Raw genomic sequence first — 17491 nt, 5'->3', positions numbered from 1 at the left:
CCGAGCCCGCACCCGCACCAGCCCCCTGACAGCACTTCGCCCCGCCGCATAGCGGCGGGGCGAAGTGACCAGGCCCGAATTAACCAACAGCATCCCGAGACGGATGCGGGGCCCTTCGGGCGTTCCCGGGGATGGGTGGGGCGTGTACGACCACTTGCCTTTCGCCCCCGCCGCCCCTTCCCGTAACGCCGGAGAGGCTGAAAGTCAGCCTCTCCGGCGTTTGAGGAGCGGGGGTCCGGGGGCAGCGCCCCCGGGGGACGGGAAGGGGAAGGGGCGGCGGGGGCGAAGAAACCCTCAGGTCGGAACCAGCGCGGGCCGGTGCAGGAACAGCGCGGACCGGTGCGGGAATCCGGGCACGGCGGGGCGGGCCGGAACTACGCGGGTGCCCCGAGCTCCGCCCAGACCGTCTTGCCCGCGACGTCCGGCGCCCGCACGACCCCCCAGTCCAGACAGAGCCGCTGCACGATGAACATGCCGTGGCCACCCGGCCGCCCCGCCCGGTGCGGGTTGCGCGGGGCCGGCTGCCCCGTACCCCGGTCGGTGACCTCGATCCGGATCACCTTCTTGTCACAGGTGATGGCCAGATGATCCGGCCCCTCGGCGTGCAGGCAGGCATTGGTGACCAGCTCGGAGACGACGAGCAGGACGTCCTCGGCGGCAGCCCGCTGATCGGCGGTGGCGGCGGGCAGCCAGCCCCACGCGTACAACGCCTGGCGGGTGAAGTCACGGGCGAGCGGCACGACGCCGCTCTGGCCGTCGAAGCTCAGCCGGCGGACCTGGCCACCGCCGCCCGACGGTCCGGAAGACCCCGGTGGCCCGGAAGACCCCGGCGGCACGGTGGGCGCGGCGACACCCCCGTCGGGCGCGCTCCCCGCCGGCGCGCCGCCCCCGGGCGTCCCGGAAGCGCCGCCGGGCTCCGGACCGCGGTCGCCCGGCGAGCAGGGCCGGGTGGTGCTCATCAGCGCTTCACCTCACCGTGTCACCAGTTCACGATTCACAAGTTTCCGTACTCGGTCGGTCACGCGCGTACGGCGCATCCGGTTCCCGGCGTCCTCGCGACCACCGTGTCCGGCATGTTCAGGGTGTCTCCTGCCCGGACGGACCGAGGGGACACCCCCGTATTCGCACGAAAAGGCGCGACGGAAGGCACTCTCCGACGACGGGAGTGACAGGAGCGCCCCGCCGGGCGTGCCCGCGCGGGTCACGCCGAATCGTCGGCCAGCGCCGCCTCGAGAGTGTCGTGAATGGTGAACACCGCGTCCGCCCCCGTGATCTCGAACACCCGCGCGACGACGGGCTGCATCCCCACGAGATGGACCCCACCCCCGGCCGCCTCGGCCTTCAGCCGGGCACCGAGCAGCACGTTCAGCCCCGTGGAGTCACAGAACTCCAGCCTGGAGCAGTCGATGACAAGCCGCTTGAATCCCTTGGCGAGGCAGTCCTCCAGTGGCTCACGCAACAGATCGGCGGTGTGGTGATCCAACTCACCCGCCGGAGTCACGACGGCACTGGGGCCCTCTTCTCGCACCTCGACCAGAAGCCGGCCCGACTGTGCGCTGCCGACCGTCCCGCGGTCCATGCCGTCTCTCTCTCCCGACTTCGTGGCTGCCTGCTGACGTCCTCGAACATTACGCCTTATGGCCACGCTCCGACAGCCGAACAATCACACACAAACGGACACATGCGAACGTACCGCACTTGCGGTCGGCTCGGGAAAGCGGGTAGGGCTAGTAGGAACACGTACCAGGTAAGAACACGTAACCGACACGGCCGGCTTTGGAGGCGCCGCACACCGCAGTGCACGTATCGGCTTCGGCAGCCATATGCCGAGAACGATGGAGGACATCATGTCACCCCGGCTCGACGCATCGCGTACCCCGAAAGCGACGTCGACACTCCCTCCGGAACATCTGGATCCCATCGAGCGGGACGACCCGGTCGTCGTCCCGGACGACCTACTCGCCGGGCTCCCGGAGATCCCCCCGTACGACGAGGTGGGCCCGGTCGACGCTCGGGCCCTGTCCAAGACCCTCTTCGAGCGCCTCGAGTCGCTGGAGGAAGGCACCCACGAGTATTCGTACGTACGCAACACGCTCGTGGAGCTGAACCTCGCCCTGGTCAAGTTCGCCGCCTCCCGTTTCCGCTCGCGCAGCGAGCCGATGGAGGACATCATCCAGGTCGGCACCATCGGCCTGATCAAGGCGATCGACCGCTTCGAACTGTCGCGCGGCGTGGAGTTCCCCACCTTCGCGATGCCCACCATCATCGGCGAGATCAAGCGCTTCTTCCGCGACACCTCGTGGTCCGTGCGCGTGCCGCGCCGGCTGCAGGAGCTCCGGCTCGACCTGGCCAAGGCCGGTGACGAGCTGGCCCAGCAGCTCGACCGGGCTCCGACGGTGGCCGAGCTGGCGGAGCGTCTGGGCATCACCAACGACGAGGTCATCGAGGGCATGGCGGCGTCGAACGCCTACACCGCCTCCTCGCTGGACGCCCAGCCGGAGGAAGACGACGCCGAGGGCGCCCTGGCGGACCGGATCGGGTACGAGGACCACGGGCTCGAAGGCATCGAGTACGTCGAGTCGTTGAAGCCGCTGATCGCCGAACTGCCGCCGCGGGACCGGAAGATCCTCTCCCTGCGCTTCGTCGCGGGCATGACCCAGTCCGAGATCGGCGAGGAACTGGGCATCTCCCAGATGCACGTCTCCCGCCTGCTGTCGCGGACGCTGGTGAAACTGCGCAAGGGGCTCACGGTCGAGGAGTGATCCTCACCGGGTGACGTTCGTCCTCAAGGGGGCGGTCCGAGACCGGTCCGCCCCCTTCGGGATGTCCGGGGCGCCCCGCGCCGCTCACACCTCGCGCACGCCCCGCCGCCACACGCCCGCGACCAGCGGCACACCGGGCCGGTAGGCGAGGTGGACGTGGCTCGGGGCGTCGAGAAGGGTGAGGTCGGCGTACGCGCCCGGGGTCAGCCGGCCGATGTCGGTGCGGCGCAGGGCCGCCGCGCCGCCCGCGGTGGCCGACCAGACGGCCTCGTCCGGCGTCATCCCCATGTCCCGTACCGCCAGCGCGACGCAGAAGGGGACGGAGGACGTGAAGGACGAGCCGGGGTTGCAGTCGGTGGACAGCGCGACCGTGGCCCCGGCGTCGATGAGCCGCCGGGCGTCCGGCCACTCGGCGCGGGTGGAGAACTCGGCGCCGGGGAGCAGGGTGGCGACGGTACGGCTGTTCGCGAGGGCGTCCACGTCGGCGTCGGTGAGGTGGGTGCAGTGGTCGGCGCTGGCCGCGTCGAGCTCGACGGCGAGCCGGACGCCGGGGCCGTGGGAGAGCTGGTTGGCGTGGACGCGCGGGTGCAGGCCCTTCGCCTTTCCGGCGGTGAGGATCGCGCGGGCCTGGTCGCCGTCGAAGGCGCCCTTCTCGCAGAAGACGTCGATCCAGCGGGCGTGCGGCGCGCAGGCGTCCAGCATCTCGCCGGTGACCAGGGCGACGTATCCGGCCGGGTCCTCGGCGTACTCGGGCGCGACGACGTGGGCGCCGAGGTAGGTGACCTCGTCGGTGTGGCGGGCGGCCAGGCGCAGGGCGCGGGCCTCGTCCTCGACGGTCAGGCCGTAGCCGGACTTGGTCTCGAAGGTCGTGGTGCCCTGGCGGAGCGCCTCGCCGAGGAAACGGGTGAGGTTCGCCTCCAGTTCCCCGTCGCCGGCGGCCCGGGTGGCGGCGACGGTCGTACGGATGCCGCCGGCGCTGTAGGCGCGGCCCGACATCCGGGCGTTGAACTCCTCGGTGCGGTCACCGGCGAAGACCAGATGGGAGTGGGAGTCGACGAAGCCCGGCAGGACCGCCCGGCCCTCGGCGTCGACCCGGTTGTCAGTGGCGGGTGCTTTGCTTGATTCACCGGTCCACACGACGCGGTCGCCCTCGATGACGACGGCCGCGTCCCGGACCAGACCGAGGGGAGAACTGTCACCGAGGGAGGGGTCGTTGGTGACCAGCGTGGCGATGTCGCTGATGACGGTGCTGCTCATGATGTCCTCGTGGGTGGTCGTCAGGCGCGCAGTGCTCGAACCGCCTGCGCGAGGGCTCCGGGCACATCGGGTACGAGCGTGTGCGCCCCGTCGCGTACGACGTGCCGGCCCGCCACGACCGTGTGCCGTACGTCCGCTGCCGTTGCCGCGAATACGGCCGTCTCGGCGCCGAGTCCGGGCGGCGGCCCCGCTGTTCTGACCGAGTCGAGCGCGAGGGTGGTGAGGTCGGCGCGCGCCCCGGCCTCGATGCGGCCGGTGTCGTCCCAGCCGAGGGCCGCGTGTCCGTCGGCGGTGGCGGCCCGCAGCAGCGCGGAGGCCGTCCAGTGGCCGCGGGTGCGGGTGCGCAGGCGCTCGTTCAGCTCCATCGCGCGGGCCTCTTCGAACAGGTCGATCACGGCATGGCTGTCGGAGCCGAGGGAGAGCGGGGAGCCCTCGTTCTGCAGGGCGGCGGCGGGTCCGATGCCGTCGGCGAGGTCGCGTTCGGTGGTCGGGCACATGCAGGTGCCGGTGCCGCTGCCGCCGATGAGGGCGATGTCCTCGGCGGTGAGGTGGGTGTTGTGGACGCCTGTGGTGCGCGGTCCGAGGACGCCGTGCAGGGCCAGGAGCTGCGTCGGGGTGCAGCCGTGGGCCTCCCGGCAGGCGTCGTTCTCGGCGGTCTGCTCGGACAGGTGCACATGGAGCGGGGCCCGCCGCTCCTCGGCCCACCGCGCCACGGTCGCCAACTGCTCCGCCGGTACGGCCCGGACGGAGTGGACGGCCGCCCCGATCCGTGCGTGATCCCGTTCCTTGAGAACTGAACAGCGTGTGGCCCAGGCGTCCGCGTCGCCGTCGGAGAAGCGGAGCTGGTGGGTGGTGGGCGGCTGTCCGAAGCCGGAGGAGAGATAGGCGGTGTCGAGGAGGGTGATGCGGACACCGGCTTCGGCGGCGGCCTCGATGAGCGCCTCGCCCATGGCGTTGGGGTCGGCGTAGGGCGTGCCGCCGGGGGCGTGGTGGACGTAGTGGAACTCGCCGACGGTGGTGATGCCGGCCAGCGCCATCTCGGCGTAGGTCGCACGGGCGAGGGCGTGGTACGTGTCCGGGGTGAGCCGGCCGGCCGTGGCGTACATGACCTCGCGCCAGGTCCAGAAGGTCCCGGACCCCACCTGGACGGTGGAGCGCAGGGCCCGGTGGAAGGCGTGGCTGTGCGCGTTCGCCAGTCCGGGGAGGGTCAGTCCGCGCAGGATCTCGGCGCCGGGCGGCGGGGCGGGGGTGTCCGGGCGGACGGCGGTGACGCGCCCGTCCCGGACCTCGATGGTCACGCCCGGCTCGACGAGGCTGCCGAGCCAGGCGTGCTCCAGCCAGTACGTCCGCGGGGTGGCAGTCACGTGCGGGCCAGTCCTTCCAGTACGTCGGCGAGCGCGAGGACCCCGGCCACGCAGTCGTCCTCGGTGGCGGACTCGGCCGGGGAGTGCGAGACGCCGGTGGGGTTGCGCACGAACAGCATGGCGGTCGGGACGTGTCCGGAGAGGATTCCGGCGTCGTGTCCGGCGCCGGTGCCGAGGACGGGCACCTTGAGGTCGGTGCCGGTGCCGAGGATGCGGGCGAGTTCGTCGCGCAGGGCGTGGTCGAACTCGACGACGGGGGTGAAGGACTCGCGTTCGACGTCGAGGGTGACGCCGTGCTCCCGTGCGTGGGTGCGGGCGGCCTCCCGTACGCCGTCCACCACGGTGTCCAGGCTCTTCTGGTCGGCGGCGCGGGAGTCGAGCCAGCCGCGCACCAGGGAGGGGATGGCGTTGACGCCGTTCGGCTCGACGGCGATCTTGCCGAAGGTGGCGACGGCACCGGCGAGTTCGGCCTCGCGGCGGGCGGCGAGGACGGTCTCGGCGTACGACAGCATGGGGTCGCGCCGGTCGGTGAGGCGGGTGGTGCCGGCGTGGTTGGCCTCGCCCCGGAAGTCGAACCGCCAGCGGCCGTGCGGCCAGATGGCGGACGCGATGCCGACGCGGTCGCCGGACAGGTCGAGGGCGCGGCCCTGTTCGACGTGGAGTTCGACGAAGGCGCCGATGCGGTCGAGCCGTTCGGGGTCGGGGCCGATGGCGTCGGGGTCGTATCCGGCTGTCTCCATGGCCTGCGGGAGGGTGATGCCGTCCCCGTCGGTGAGCCGGTGGGCCTGCTCGACGGTGAGCGCGCCCGCGGTGAGCCGGGAGCCGACACAGGCGAGCCCGAAGCGGGCGCCCTCCTCGTCCCCGAAGTTGACGATGCCGAGCGGCTTGCCGAACCGCGCACCCCGCCGCCGCAGCTCGTCCAGCGCGGCGAAGGCGGACACGACCCCGAGGGGCCCGTCGAAGGCGCCGCCGTCCGGCACCGAGTCCAGATGCGACCCGGTGACGACAGCGTCCCCGTCGGCCGGATCCCCGAGCCAGGCCCACTGGTTCCCGTTCCGGTCGACCTCGTACGCCAGCCCGCGGCTGCGCGCCTGCGCCTCGAACCAGCCCCGGCAGTCGGCGTCGGCCCCACTCCAGGCGAACCGCCGGTAGCCGCCGGAAGCGGCATGGCGCCCGATGGGCCGCAGCTGAGCCCACATCTCGTGGAAGGAGGCCACACCGAGAGCCGGCCCAGGCCCGGTCTCCAGACCGCCACCCCGCCCAGACTGTGAACCGTCGCCCCGCCCAGACTGTGAACCGTCGCCCCGCCCAGGCTGCGAGCCGTCGCCCCGCCCAGACTGTGAACCGTCGCCCCGCCCAGGCTGCGAACCGTCGCCCCGCCCAGGCTGCGAACCGTCGCCCCGCCCAGGCTGCGAACCGTCGCCCCGCCCAGGCTGTGGGCAGTCGTTCCGCAGGGCGATGGGGGTACCTCCCATGCCTTTCGGGCTATGGGGGAGGGTGGGCACAGCCGTACCCGCGGGCGGCGACGATGCCCCCGCCCCCACCGAAGAGGTGCCGTCCCTCACGCCGGGTCACCCTCACGCATCGGCACCCGCACACCCCGCGAACCCGCCACCGACTCCGCGATGTCGTACCCGGCATCGGCATGCCGGATCACACCCATCCCGGGATCATTCGTGAGCACCCGCCGGATCTTCTCCCCCGCCAGCGCGGTCCCGTCGGCGACAGTCACCTGCCCCGCATGGATCGACCGCCCCATACCCACACCCCCGCCGTGGTGGATGGACACCCACGACGCCCCCGAAGCCACGTTCACCATCGCGTTCAGCAACGGCCAGTCGGCGATCGCGTCGGACCCGTCCAGCATCGCCTCGGTCTCCCGATAGGGAGAAGCCACCGAACCGCAGTCGAGATGGTCCCGCCCGATGACGACCGGCGCGGCCAGCTCCCCGCTCGCGACCATGTCGTTGAACCGCTCACCGGCCCTGTCCCGCTCCCCGTACCCCAGCCAGCAGATACGCGCGGGCAGCCCCTGGAAGTGCACCCGCTCCCCCGCCATCCTGATCCACCGGGCCAGGGACTCGTTCTCCGGGAACAGCTCCAGGACCGCCTTGTCGGTCTTGGCGATGTCGGCGGGGTCACCCGACAGCGCGGCCCACCGGAAGGGCCCCTTGCCCTCGCAGAACAGCGGCCGGATGTACGCCGGCACGAACCCCGGGAAGGCGAACGCGCGCTCGTACCCGGCGAGCTGCGCCTCACCGCGGATGGAGTTGCCGTAGTCGAACACCTCCGCGCCGGCGTCCTGGAAGCCGACCATCGCCTCGACGTGCCGGGCCATGGACTCGCGGGCCCGGGTGGTGAAACCGGCCGGGTCCTTCGCGGCGGCGTCCGCCATGTCCTCGAAGGCGACGCCCACCGGCAGGTACGCCAGCGGATCGTGGGCGGAGGTCTGGTCGGTGACGATGTCGATGGGCGCACCCATGGCGAGGAGCTGCGGCACCAGCTCGGCGGCGTTGCCGAGGACGCCGATGGACAGGGCCTCGCGCCGGTCCCGGGCCTCGACGGCCAGCCGCAGGGCGTGGTCGAGCGAGTCGGCCCGCACATCGAGGTACCGGTGCTCGATGCGGCGGTCGATCGCACGGGGGTCGCAGTCGACGCAGATGGCGACGCCGTCGTTCATCGTCACGGCGAGCGGCTGGGCGCCGCCCATCCCGCCGAGTCCGGCGGTGAGGGCGATGGTCCCGGCGAGGGTGCCGCCGAACTTCTTCGCGGCGACGGCGGCGAAGGTCTCGTAGGTGCCCTGGAGGATGCCCTGGGTGCCGATGTAGATCCAGGAACCGGCGGTCATCTGCCCGTACATGGTCAGGCCGAGGGCCTCCAGGCGGCGGAACTCCTCCCAGTTGGCCCAGTCGCCGACCAGGTTGGAGTTGGCGATGAGGACGCGCGGGGCCCACTCGTGGGTCTGCATGACGCCGACGGGGCGGCCGGACTGGACGAGCATCGTCTCGTCCTGCTTGAGGGTGCGCAGCGTCCGCACCATCGCGTCGAAGGAACGCCAGTCGCGGGCCGCCTTCCCCGTGCCGCCGTAGACGACGAGCTTGTCGGGGTGCTCGGCGACCTCCGGGTCGAGGTTGTTCTGCAGCATCCGCAGGGCGGCCTCCTGCTGCCATCCCAGGGCGCTCGGTTCGGTGCCGCGCGGCGCTCGGACAGAACCAGGGGGCGGCCCGTAGGGCCTCGGTTGAGGGTGGTGGCGGGAGACGGGCGGGCGGGGTCCGGACATGGTCTGCCTCCTGTGCTGCGGACGGTTACCGCAGATATTCACATACTCATCTTCTGAATAGAGCTAGTCAAGACGGGGATGCGTCGGCACGGCCGTGCGAGGGATGTTTGGCTGGTCGCATGCGGGCGAACACGGAGAACACCGACGGGACGGGGGACACGGTGGCCTACGACGACGGCCGGACTGACGAGGTGGACGTGTACGCCGGCCGACGGGCGGCCCGGCGGGACGCCGCGGTGCGGGCCGCCGTGGAGCAGGGGCTGCTCGACACCGACACCCCCTTGGTGGCCCTGCTCGACGTGACCGGCATCCGGGAGTCGGCGGCCGAACTGCGGGCGGCGTTCGAGGCGGTGACGGCGCCCGGCACGCCCGTGCTGCACGCCTTCGCGGTGAAGGCGAGCCCGCTGGTGCCGGTACTGCGGCTGCTGCGCGCGGAGGGTATCGGCGCGGAGGTGGCCAGCCCGGGTGAGCTGGCGCTGGCGCGGGCGGCGGGGGTGGAGCCGGAGCGTACGGTCCTCGACTCGCCCGCCAAGACACCCGCCGAACTGCGGGAGGCGCTCGCGCTGGGCATCGCCGTCAACGCGGACAACCCGCAGGAGCTGGCCCGCCTTGACGCCCTGATGGCGGGATCCGGCTCCCGCTCCCCCGTCGGCATCCGGGTGAACCCGCAGGTCGGAGGCGGTTCCATCGAGGCGCTGTCCACGGCGACGGCGACGTCGAAGTTCGGGGTGGCACTGCGCGACGAGGGCGCGCGGGAGTGGGTCGTACGGGCGTATCTGGACCGGCCGTGGCTGACCCGGCTGCACGCGCACACCGGCTCCCAGGGCATCGCGCTGACGATGATGGCACGGGGGGTCGCTCAGACGTACGAACTGGCGGAGGAGATCAACCGACGCGCGGGACGCCACCAGGTCGACACCGTCGACATCGGCGGCGGGCTGCCGGTGAACTTCGCCTCCGAGGCGAGCACACCGACGTACGGGCGGTACGCGCGGCTGCTGAGCGAGACGGTGCCGGAGCTGTTCGACGGGCGGTACGGGCTGGTCACCGAGTTCGGCCGGTCGCTGCTGGCCAAGCACGGCACGGTGGTCGCGCGCGTGGAGTACGCCAAGAGCGCGGGCGGGCGTCCGGTCGCGGTGACGCACGCGGGCGTGCAGGTGGCGACGCGGACGGTGTACGCGCCGGCGTCATGGCCGCTGAGGATCGCCGCGTACGACGCGAAGGGACGGCCCAAGGAGGGCCCGGCGGTCGTGCAGGACGTGGCGGGACCGGCCTGCTTCGCGGGCGACCTGCTCGCCCGGGCACAGTCGCTGCCCCTGCTGGAGCAGGGCGGCTACGCGGCGGCGCTGGACACGGGCGCGTACTACTTCGCCCACCACTACGCCTACAACTCGCTCCCCCGGCCCGGTATTCACGGCTTCACCCCGGACGCCACGGGAGGCATCACCTTCGCGACGGTACGCACCCCTCAGACGATCGAGGAGATCGTGACCGAATCAGGCGCCGCCCACACCGACGCCCTGCTCCCCTAGGAACGCGGGGCTGTGCCGACGTGCGGCTCCGCCGCGCGGGCGCGCCCGGCCCGGACGCGCCCGCGGGGAACCACCGTGCTCAGGCCGGCACGGCAGCCCTGCGGCGGGAGCCGCCCGGCGCCGCGTCACCCGCCGCGACACCGGTCGTCCGGTACCCCTTGACCACCTTGCCCGCAGGCCGCCCCGCCCCCGCGCCGAGCCAGTCCACGCGTACCCACAGCAGCACCTCGTCCGCCTGTTCCAGGCGCCCGATCCAGGCCGCCTTCAGCCGCAGCCCCACCCCGCACCCGGCGAGCAGCAGACCACCGGCGGCGGGCACCACGAACGCCGTGCCCAGCGCGGCGGCGAAGGCGAGCAGCAGCCACCAGCGGTGCCCGCGACGCCAGTTGCGGACGGTCACCGCCCGGTCCTGGAGCACGTCGTGCTTGCCCGCACGGGCCGCCGACCGGGCCAGTGCGCGGTACCGTCCCCGCCGCCCGTACGCCACGACGGCCGCCGCCACGAGGAACAGCGCGGCGCCCGCCAGTACACCGATCCGGCGCCCGGTCAGTCCCGGCACCAACACCCCGGTGCCCGCCGCGACCACTCCCGGCCACCACAGCGGCGCGGCCCCGGCCCGTACGACGACGGCCACCCGGGCCAGTCCCTGTCCTCCGCGCGTCACGTCCGGCCTCCCGTCCTCCGATGCCTGTGCATGTCCTGGGGGACGGACGCTAGCGACACAAGGTGAGACGAGTCTGAGAACACGGGCGGACGGACCGCCCCGCCGTCGTTCCCGTACCGTCAGTCCACGAACAGCCCGCGCGCCGCCGCCTTCGCGTCGAACTCCTCCAGCCGTGCCTGCGCGTCGGGCAGGTCGTCGCACATCGCCTCCAGCAGCACCCGGCCCAGCAGCATCGGCGCGCACGCCGTGTCGAAGGCCAGCCCGGTGCCGACGGCGGCGGGCAGCAGCAGGTCGGACACCTTGGCGACCGGTGCGAACGGGGAGTCGGCGACGGTGACCACGGTCAGCCCCGTCTCCTTGGCGTGGGCGAGGGCGTCGACGACCTCGCGGGGGTACCGGGGCAGGGCGAAGCACAGCAGGGCGCTCGCCCCGGCCCGCGCGGCGGCGTCGATCCGGTCGTGGAGCATCGTGCCGCCCTCGTTGAGCAGCCGTACGTCCGTGTGGACCTTGGCGGCGAAGTAGGCGAACCCGTGTGCCTGGGCCGCCGCGGCCCGCAGCCCCAGCACGGGCAGTGGCCGGCTTCCGGCCAGCACCCGGCCCGCCTGCCGCACCGGCCGGGGGTCGGCCAGCACCTCCGCCAGATGCCGCAGGTTCTCGATCTCGGCCTCGACGGCCTGCTGGTACTCGTTGTACGAGCCGGTCTCCGGCGCCGGCTCGGCGGGCACGACCTCGCGCAGGTGCCGGCGCAGGGCGGGGTAGCCGTCGAAGCCGAGGGCGACGGCGAACCGGGTCACGGACGGCTGGCTGACCCCGGCCAGTTCGGCCAGCTCCACGCTGGACAGGAAGGGCACGTCGGCGGCGCGCCGCACCATGCTGTGCGCGATGCGCCGCTGGGTCGGCGTCAGCCGGTGCCCCTCGAAGAGCGCCTGGAGACGCGCGGCAGGGCTCTCGGTGCCGCCACTCATGACCTGACTCCCCCTCGACGCCTCGACCTATTCACCTGTCGAAATTCCTGCATACCGTTATACAGGCGCATGCGGGGCCGCGCCGACCGCCCATCGCGATGGGCGGAGATCGCCCGCTGTGCCCGTTTCGGCGACAGATCCGGAACTCGACGATTTTGCTACGACGTCACCACATCCGGAACGGGCCGGATAGCGTAACTCGTCGAACAACAGAGCGCCTTGAGGCGCAGGCGACCCATGTGGCACCCGACGGAGGACTGGTACAGGCGTGGACGCGCGAAGTCGTGGGCAGGCGGACGGAACCGACCCTGCCGACCAGTGGGTACTCAACCCGGAGACCGGCGATTACGAGCTGCGGCTGAACGATTCCCCACAGCAGCCGGAGCAGCCGAAGACGCCCCGCCCCCGTAGCGCCGCGCGCCCCGGCTCCACCGCGCCCGCCCGCGTCCCCGGCCAGCGTGGCCGCCGTGCCGCACCCACACCCGCACCGGCACCCGCACCGGAAGACACGCCCGCGTCCGCGCCGGAGGACACGCCCGACCACGGCCGCCGCAAGCGCAGGCAGAAGCGGAGCGGCAAGAAGAAGGCGCTGATGTGGACGGGAGGCGTCCTCGGCCTGGTCCTCGTGGGCGGTTCGGCGTTCGCGTACTACTGGTACGACCGCCTCTCCGGCAACATCGACACCGTCGACATAGGTGACGTGGGCAGTGACGAGGCCGTGGCGGACGGGCCGGTCAACCTCCTGGTCATCGGCAACGACGTCCGCACCGGCGAGGGCAACGAGGCCTACGGCAACCGGACCAACGTCACCGGCCACGCCGACACCACGCTCCTCTTCCACATGTCCGAGGACCGCACCAACGCGACCGTGGTGAGCATCCCCCGCGACCTGATGATCGAGATCCCGGACTGCGAGTCCAAACAGTCCGACGGTTCCACCAAGAAGATCCCCGGCTCGACGGTCGCCACCAAGTTCAACGAGTCCTACGGTGTGAACGGCCGCGATCCGGGCTGCACCATGCTCACCGTCGAGGAGATCACCGGCCTCGAGCTCGACCACTTCATGATGTTCGACTTCAACGCGGTCAAGACGCTGTCCACCGCGGTCGGCGGCGTCAAGGTGTGCCTGGAGGAGCCCATCAAGGACCTGGACGGCGGCTCCGGACTCGATCTGCCGGCCGGGGAGAGCACCGTCCAGGGCGAGGACGCGCTCTCCTTCCTCCGCAACCGGCACGGTCTGAAGAACGAGAGCGACCTGGACCGGATCGAGATGCAGCAGAAGTTCGTCGCGTCGATGCTCCGCCAGCTCAAGGAGGACACGCTGGACAGCCCGTCGAAGATGCTCGACGTCGCCGACGCGGCCACCAAGTCCCTCACCGTGGACAAGGGCATAGGCAGCCCCGGCAAGCTGCTCGCCCTCGCCAAGGAACTCGGCGAGATCGACCTGAAGAACATCACCCTGATGACCCTGCCGGTGGTCGACAATCCGGACGAGCCCACGCCCGTCACCGTCGTACTGGACCCGACCGAGGCCCCGAAGCTCTTCAGCATGCTGCAGAACGACATCTCCCTCACCGAGGTGAAGAAGAAGGAGAAGGACGCCAAGGACAAGCAGGCCGAACTGCTGGAGGGCACGCGGGCCGAGGCGTCCGAGATCCGCGTCGACGTCCTCAACGGCGGCGGCCCGGACGGTGCCGCGCAGGACACCCTGGCCTGGCTGCAGACCGGTCAGGGCGTGGCCAGGTCCTCCAACAAGGGCAACGCACCGGCCGAGGTCGACAAGACCCGGCTGGAGTACGCCCCGAACCAGGCCGACCAGGCCCGCAAGCTCGCCGACCTGATGGGCCTGCCCGCCTCGGCCATGAAGCCCGGCGCGGAGGACGCCGACGCGACGACCCCGATGACGCTCACCCTCGGCCCCGACTTCAAGAAGGCCGGTGTCCCCATCACCCTGCCGAAGAAGGTCGACGTGAAGCAGTCCCGGGCCGACGAGAAGATGTGCAAGAAGTAACGGCGCGGCGAACCCGAGACCGAGAGGGGGGGTTACCCCCAGTGTCATCGGTCTCCCGCCTGCCTACCGTGGACCGCATGACCGGAATGGACGCGCGGGACACCGAGCTGAAGAAGGAACTCGACGCCTCCCTGCAGGCCCGCAGGGAGCTGGGCGAGGAGTACGAGTCCGCGCTGGTCGACTCGTTCCTGGAGAAGGTCGATCAGCGCATCGACGGCGTGGTGGAGCGCCGGGTGCGCCGGCAGTTCGCCGAGCAGCAGATGACGGTGGCCCGGGACTCCCGGTCGCCGCAGGCCACGGACTCCTGGGGCGAGCGCTTCGGCTTCGGCATCGTCTCGCTGGTCCTGGCGGTGCCGCTGTCCGCGATCGGCGGGGGTGTGGGCGACCTGCCCGGACTGCTGGTCGCCTGGCTGGGCATCGTCGGCGTCAACGTCGTCCAGGCCGCACGGACCAACCCGGGGCTGTTCGGACACCGCCGCAAGTCCGCGCGGGACACCGACTGGGAGGACTGAGGCCACGCCCCGGGTCAGTCCAGAGCGACGCCGGCCGCAACCATCAATTGAGCGACCCCGACGGCGAGCAACCACCTCCGCGAGAGCGGCGCCGGTTCAGACGCGAAGGGGGGGGCGCTTGCGCGGGGACCGCCGCACCCCCGTCACCGGGGGGCGGGACGACGGCGGTCCCCGCGAGGGACGCGCGCCCGTTGAGGCAGGCCACGCGTCCGGGGCGTCCATGGAGGTCCGGGAGCCGCTCCGGAGGTCCTTCGACGCCGTTCGGTCGCCGACCGGAACGGGGAGCCTCCCCCAGTGCTCAACGCCTGGGTGGTACCCCCACCGTCCCTGCCGACACCCACCAATGTGCCGGACCCGTGTTAAGCGAGTGCTGCGCGGACGTGACACGCTCGTACCACTTCCGCGAAGTCCACGAAGATCACGAACGCGCCGACGCCCGGCCGTTCACCGTGGGTTCACCGGCGTTCCCGTCCGACGCCCCGTCACTTCCCGGTCCTGGCGAGGAAGGACAGCAGGTCCTGGCGGCTGACCACACCGGTCGGCTTGCCCTCGACGAGGACGATCGCCGCGTCCGCCTTGCCGAGGACGGCCATCAGGTCCGCGACGGGCTCACCGGAACCGACCTGCGGCAGCGGCGCTGACATGTGCTTCTCCAGCGGGTCTTCCAGGGAGGCGCTCTTGCTGAACAGCGCGTCCAGCAGTTCCCGCTCCACCACCGAGCCGACGACCTCGGCGGCCATCACGTCCGGGTGACCGGCGCCCGGCTTGACCACCGGCATCTGCGAGACGCCGTACTCGCGCAGCACCTCGATGGCCTGGCCGATCGTCTCGTCGGGGTGCATGTGGACGAGGGAGGGGATGTGGCCGCCCTCCTTGTCGTCGAGGACGTCGCCGACACGGGCGCTGGTGCCGGCGTCCTCCAGGAAGCCGTAGTCGGCCATCCACTCGTCGTTGAAGATCTTGCTGAGGTAACCGCGGCCGCTGTCCGGCAGCAGGACGACGACCACGTCGTCCTCACCGAGCCGCGAGGCCACCTCCAGCGCCGCCACGACCGCCATGCCGCAGGAGCCGCCGACCAGCAGGCCCTCCTCCTTGGCGAGCCGGCGGGTCATCTGGAAGGAGTCCTTGTCGGAGACGGCGACGATCTCGTCCGCGATGTCACGGTCGTACGCGGTCGGCCAGAAGTCCTCGCCGACGCCCTCGACCAGGTACGGCCGCCCGGAGCCGCCGGAGTACACGGAGCCCTCGGGGTCGGCGCCGATCACCTTCACGCCACCGTCGCTGGCCTCCTTCAGGTAGCGCCCGGTCCCGGAGATGGTGCCGCCGGTTCCGACGCCGGCCACGAAGTGGGTGATCTTCCCTTCCGTCTGCTCCCACAGCTCCGGGCCGGTGGAGTGGTAGTGGGAGAGCGGGTTGTGGGGGTTGGAGTACTGGTCCGGCTTCCAGGCCCCCGGCGTCTCGCGCACCAGCCGGTCGGAGACGTTGTAGTAGGAGTCGGGGTGCTCGGGGTCCACGGCGGTCGGGCAGACGACGACCTCGGCGCCGTAGGCCCGCAGTACGTTGATCTTGTCCGTGGAGACCTTGTCCGGGCAGACGAAGATGCACTTGTAGCCCTTCTGCTGGGCCACGATGGCGAGTCCGACCCCGGTGTTGCCGCTGGTCGGCTCGACGATGGTGCCGCCGGGCCTGAGCTCCCCGCTCTGTTCCGCCGCCTCGATCATGCGCAGGGCGATGCGGTCCTTCACGGAACCGCCCGGGTTGAAGTACTCCACCTTGGCCAGGACGGTCGCCCTGATGCCCTTGGTCACGCTGTTGAGCCGCACCAGCGGGGTGTTGCCGACGAGGCTGATCATCGAGTCGTGGAATTGCACCGTTGTCTCCGGATGCTGCAAAAGGGGTGGTCGTAGTGGTGCTGCCAGCCTAGGCCCTCACCGGTCCGAACCCGGCCGGGTCGTTCACTCGCTGTGGGGATTGGAGCACGGTCCGTACGGGGCAAGCACTGGGTGTACGGGTTCGAGGAGGTGGCGGCGAGGGATGACGGGCTTGTCGAGGGCGAGGGTGGCCCGCCGGATCGCGGCCGGCGCGGCGTACGGCGGCGGGGGCATCGGACTGGCCGGGGCGGCCGCCGTGGGACTCCTGGTGGCCGAGGCCCAACTGGCGCGGCGCCGGGTGGGCAACGGTACGGCTCCTCACGTACCGAACGCGGACGGGCTGTACGGCGCCGCGTACACGGTGCCGGGCGAACCGGCGCTGCGGCTGACGATGCTGGGCGACTCCACGGCGGCCGGGCAGGGCGTGCACCGGGCCGGGCAGACACCGGGCGCGCTGCTGGCGTCGGGGGTCGCGGCGATCGCGGAACGTCCGGTGGGACTGAGCACGGTCGCGGTGCCCGGGGCCTGTTCCGACGACCTGGACCGGCAGGTGACGCGGGCGCTGGCGGATCCCTCCCGGGTGCCGGACATCTGCGTGATCATGATCGGCGCCAACGACGTCACCCATCGGATGCCGCCCACCCGTTCCGTGCGTCATCTGTCGTCGGCGGTACGGCGGCTGCGGACGGCCGGTGCGGAGGTGGTCGTCGGCACCTGCCCCGATCTCGGCTCGGTGGAGCCGGTGCGGCAGCCGCTGCGCTGGCTGGCCCGGCGGGCCTCGCGGCAGCTGGCGGCGGCGCAGACGATCGGGGCGGTCGAGCAGGGCGGGCGGACGGTGTCGCTGGGGGATCTGCTGGGGCCGGAGTTCGCTGCGAACCCGCGGGAGCTGTTCGGGCCGGACAGCTATCACCCCTCGGTGGAGGGGTACGCCACGGCCGCGATGGCGATACTACCGACGGTGTGCGCGGCGCTGGGGCTGTGGCCGGCGGAGGAGGAGCGGCCGGACGCCGCCCGCCGGGAGGGGTTCCTGCCGGTGGCGCGGGCCGCGGCGGAGGCGGCGGCGGAGGCGGGTACGGAGGTCACCGCGGCGATGCCGGCGGGTTCGCGGGGGCCGTGGGCCCTGCTGAAACGCCGCCGGCGCCGGCGGGTCGCGGAGACGGAGCCGGAGCCTTCGGCCCAGCCGTCGTGACACCGGTCGTCCGCCGCGACCGCCTCCGCGGCGGACGACCGCACCCCACCCCACGCAGCCGCGGACAGTCACGCCGCCGCACCC

14 protein-coding genes are annotated in these 17491 nt (G+C 72.1%); 5 read left to right on the top strand and 9 right to left on the bottom strand.

Translation table 11 applies throughout. The features are described from left to right. Window positions 1-374 precede the first annotated feature (374 nt). Both ACIA6T_RS28150 and ACIA6T_RS28145 read right to left on the bottom strand, forming a co-directional pair. Complete coding sequence (locus ACIA6T_RS28150; protein WP_399449275.1) at window positions 375-959, bottom strand: ATP-binding protein; 585 nt, start codon at window positions 957-959, stop codon at window positions 375-377. Between the two features lie 242 nt (window positions 960-1201). Beyond that, on the bottom strand, window positions 1202-1579 hold the full coding sequence (locus ACIA6T_RS28145) for an STAS domain-containing protein (protein WP_385050307.1): 378 nt from the start codon (window positions 1577-1579) through the stop codon (window positions 1202-1204). Window positions 1580-1847: 268 nt separating this feature from the next. Between ACIA6T_RS28145 and ACIA6T_RS28140 the strand changes: the two genes are divergently transcribed. After that, window positions 1848-2762 carry an RNA polymerase sigma factor SigF gene (locus tag ACIA6T_RS28140; RefSeq protein ID WP_399449274.1) on the top strand — a complete coding sequence of 305 codons (915 nt, stop codon included), beginning with the start codon at window positions 1848-1850 and terminating at the stop codon, window positions 2760-2762. Window positions 2763-2846: 84 nt separating this feature from the next. Here the strand turns inward: ACIA6T_RS28140 and hutI are convergent, their stop codons facing one another. The 4 genes from hutI to hutU form a co-directional block, all read right to left on the bottom strand. Next, entirely contained in the window at window positions 2847-4019 is a 1173-nt protein-coding gene (hutI, locus tag ACIA6T_RS28135; protein ID WP_399449273.1) for an imidazolonepropionase, read from the bottom strand. Window positions 4020-4039: 20 nt separating this feature from the next. Then, on the bottom strand, window positions 4040-5383 hold the full coding sequence (locus ACIA6T_RS28130; RefSeq protein ID WP_399449272.1) for a formimidoylglutamate deiminase: 1344 nt from the start codon (window positions 5381-5383) through the stop codon (window positions 4040-4042). Next, on the bottom strand, window positions 5380-6582 hold the full coding sequence (locus ACIA6T_RS28125) for an allantoate amidohydrolase (protein WP_399449280.1): 1203 nt from the start codon (window positions 6580-6582) through the stop codon (window positions 5380-5382). Before ACIA6T_RS28125 ends, ACIA6T_RS28130 begins: the two co-directional genes overlap by 4 nt. A 362-nt stretch (window positions 6583-6944) precedes the next feature. Then, entirely contained in the window at window positions 6945-8663 is a 1719-nt protein-coding gene (hutU, locus tag ACIA6T_RS28120; protein ID WP_399449271.1) for a urocanate hydratase, read from the bottom strand. A gap of 119 nt (window positions 8664-8782) precedes the next feature. Between hutU and ACIA6T_RS28115 the strand changes: the two genes are divergently transcribed. Beyond that, on the top strand, window positions 8783-10195 hold the full coding sequence (locus ACIA6T_RS28115) for a diaminopimelate decarboxylase (protein ID WP_399449270.1): 1413 nt from the start codon (window positions 8783-8785) through the stop codon (window positions 10193-10195). A 79-nt stretch (window positions 10196-10274) separates the two neighbouring features. Here ACIA6T_RS28115 and ACIA6T_RS28110 read toward each other — a convergent pair whose 3' ends face one another. Beyond that, the gene (locus ACIA6T_RS28110) at window positions 10275-10859 is read right to left on the bottom strand and encodes a hypothetical protein (RefSeq protein WP_399449269.1); all 585 of its coding nucleotides are present in this window, start codon (window positions 10857-10859) and stop codon (window positions 10275-10277) included. Between the two features lie 119 nt (window positions 10860-10978). Beyond that, on the bottom strand, window positions 10979-11824 hold the full coding sequence (locus tag ACIA6T_RS28105; protein WP_399449268.1) for a MurR/RpiR family transcriptional regulator: 846 nt from the start codon (window positions 11822-11824) through the stop codon (window positions 10979-10981). A gap of 268 nt (window positions 11825-12092) precedes the next feature. On the opposite strand from ACIA6T_RS28105, the gene ACIA6T_RS28100 reads away from it, so the two are divergent. Continuing rightward, window positions 12093-13835, top strand: a complete 1743-nt coding sequence (locus ACIA6T_RS28100) for an LCP family protein (protein ID WP_399449266.1) — start codon at window positions 12093-12095, stop codon at window positions 13833-13835. A gap of 86 nt (window positions 13836-13921) precedes the next feature. Next, complete coding sequence (locus ACIA6T_RS28095) at window positions 13922-14347, top strand: hypothetical protein (RefSeq protein ID WP_399449279.1); 426 nt, start codon at window positions 13922-13924, stop codon at window positions 14345-14347. 482 nt (window positions 14348-14829) lie between these two features. Here the strand turns inward: ACIA6T_RS28095 and ACIA6T_RS28090 are convergent, their stop codons facing one another. Continuing rightward, the gene (locus tag ACIA6T_RS28090; protein WP_399449265.1) at window positions 14830-16218 is read right to left on the bottom strand and encodes a cystathionine beta-synthase; all 1389 of its coding nucleotides are present in this window, start codon (window positions 16216-16218) and stop codon (window positions 14830-14832) included. 163 nt (window positions 16219-16381) lie between these two features. On the opposite strand from ACIA6T_RS28090, the gene ACIA6T_RS28085 reads away from it, so the two are divergent. Then, window positions 16382-17407 carry an SGNH/GDSL hydrolase family protein gene (locus tag ACIA6T_RS28085; RefSeq protein WP_399449264.1) on the top strand — a complete coding sequence of 342 codons (1026 nt, stop codon included), beginning with the start codon at window positions 16382-16384 and terminating at the stop codon, window positions 17405-17407. The last annotated feature ends 84 nt before the right edge of the window (window positions 17408-17491 follow it).

The sequence above is a fragment of the Streptomyces sp. NPDC051740 genome, assembly GCF_044453165.1.
Lineage (GTDB): Bacteria > Actinomycetota > Actinomycetes > Streptomycetales > Streptomycetaceae > Streptomyces > Streptomyces atrovirens.
This window is presented reverse-complemented; position numbering and strand designations above follow the sequence as displayed.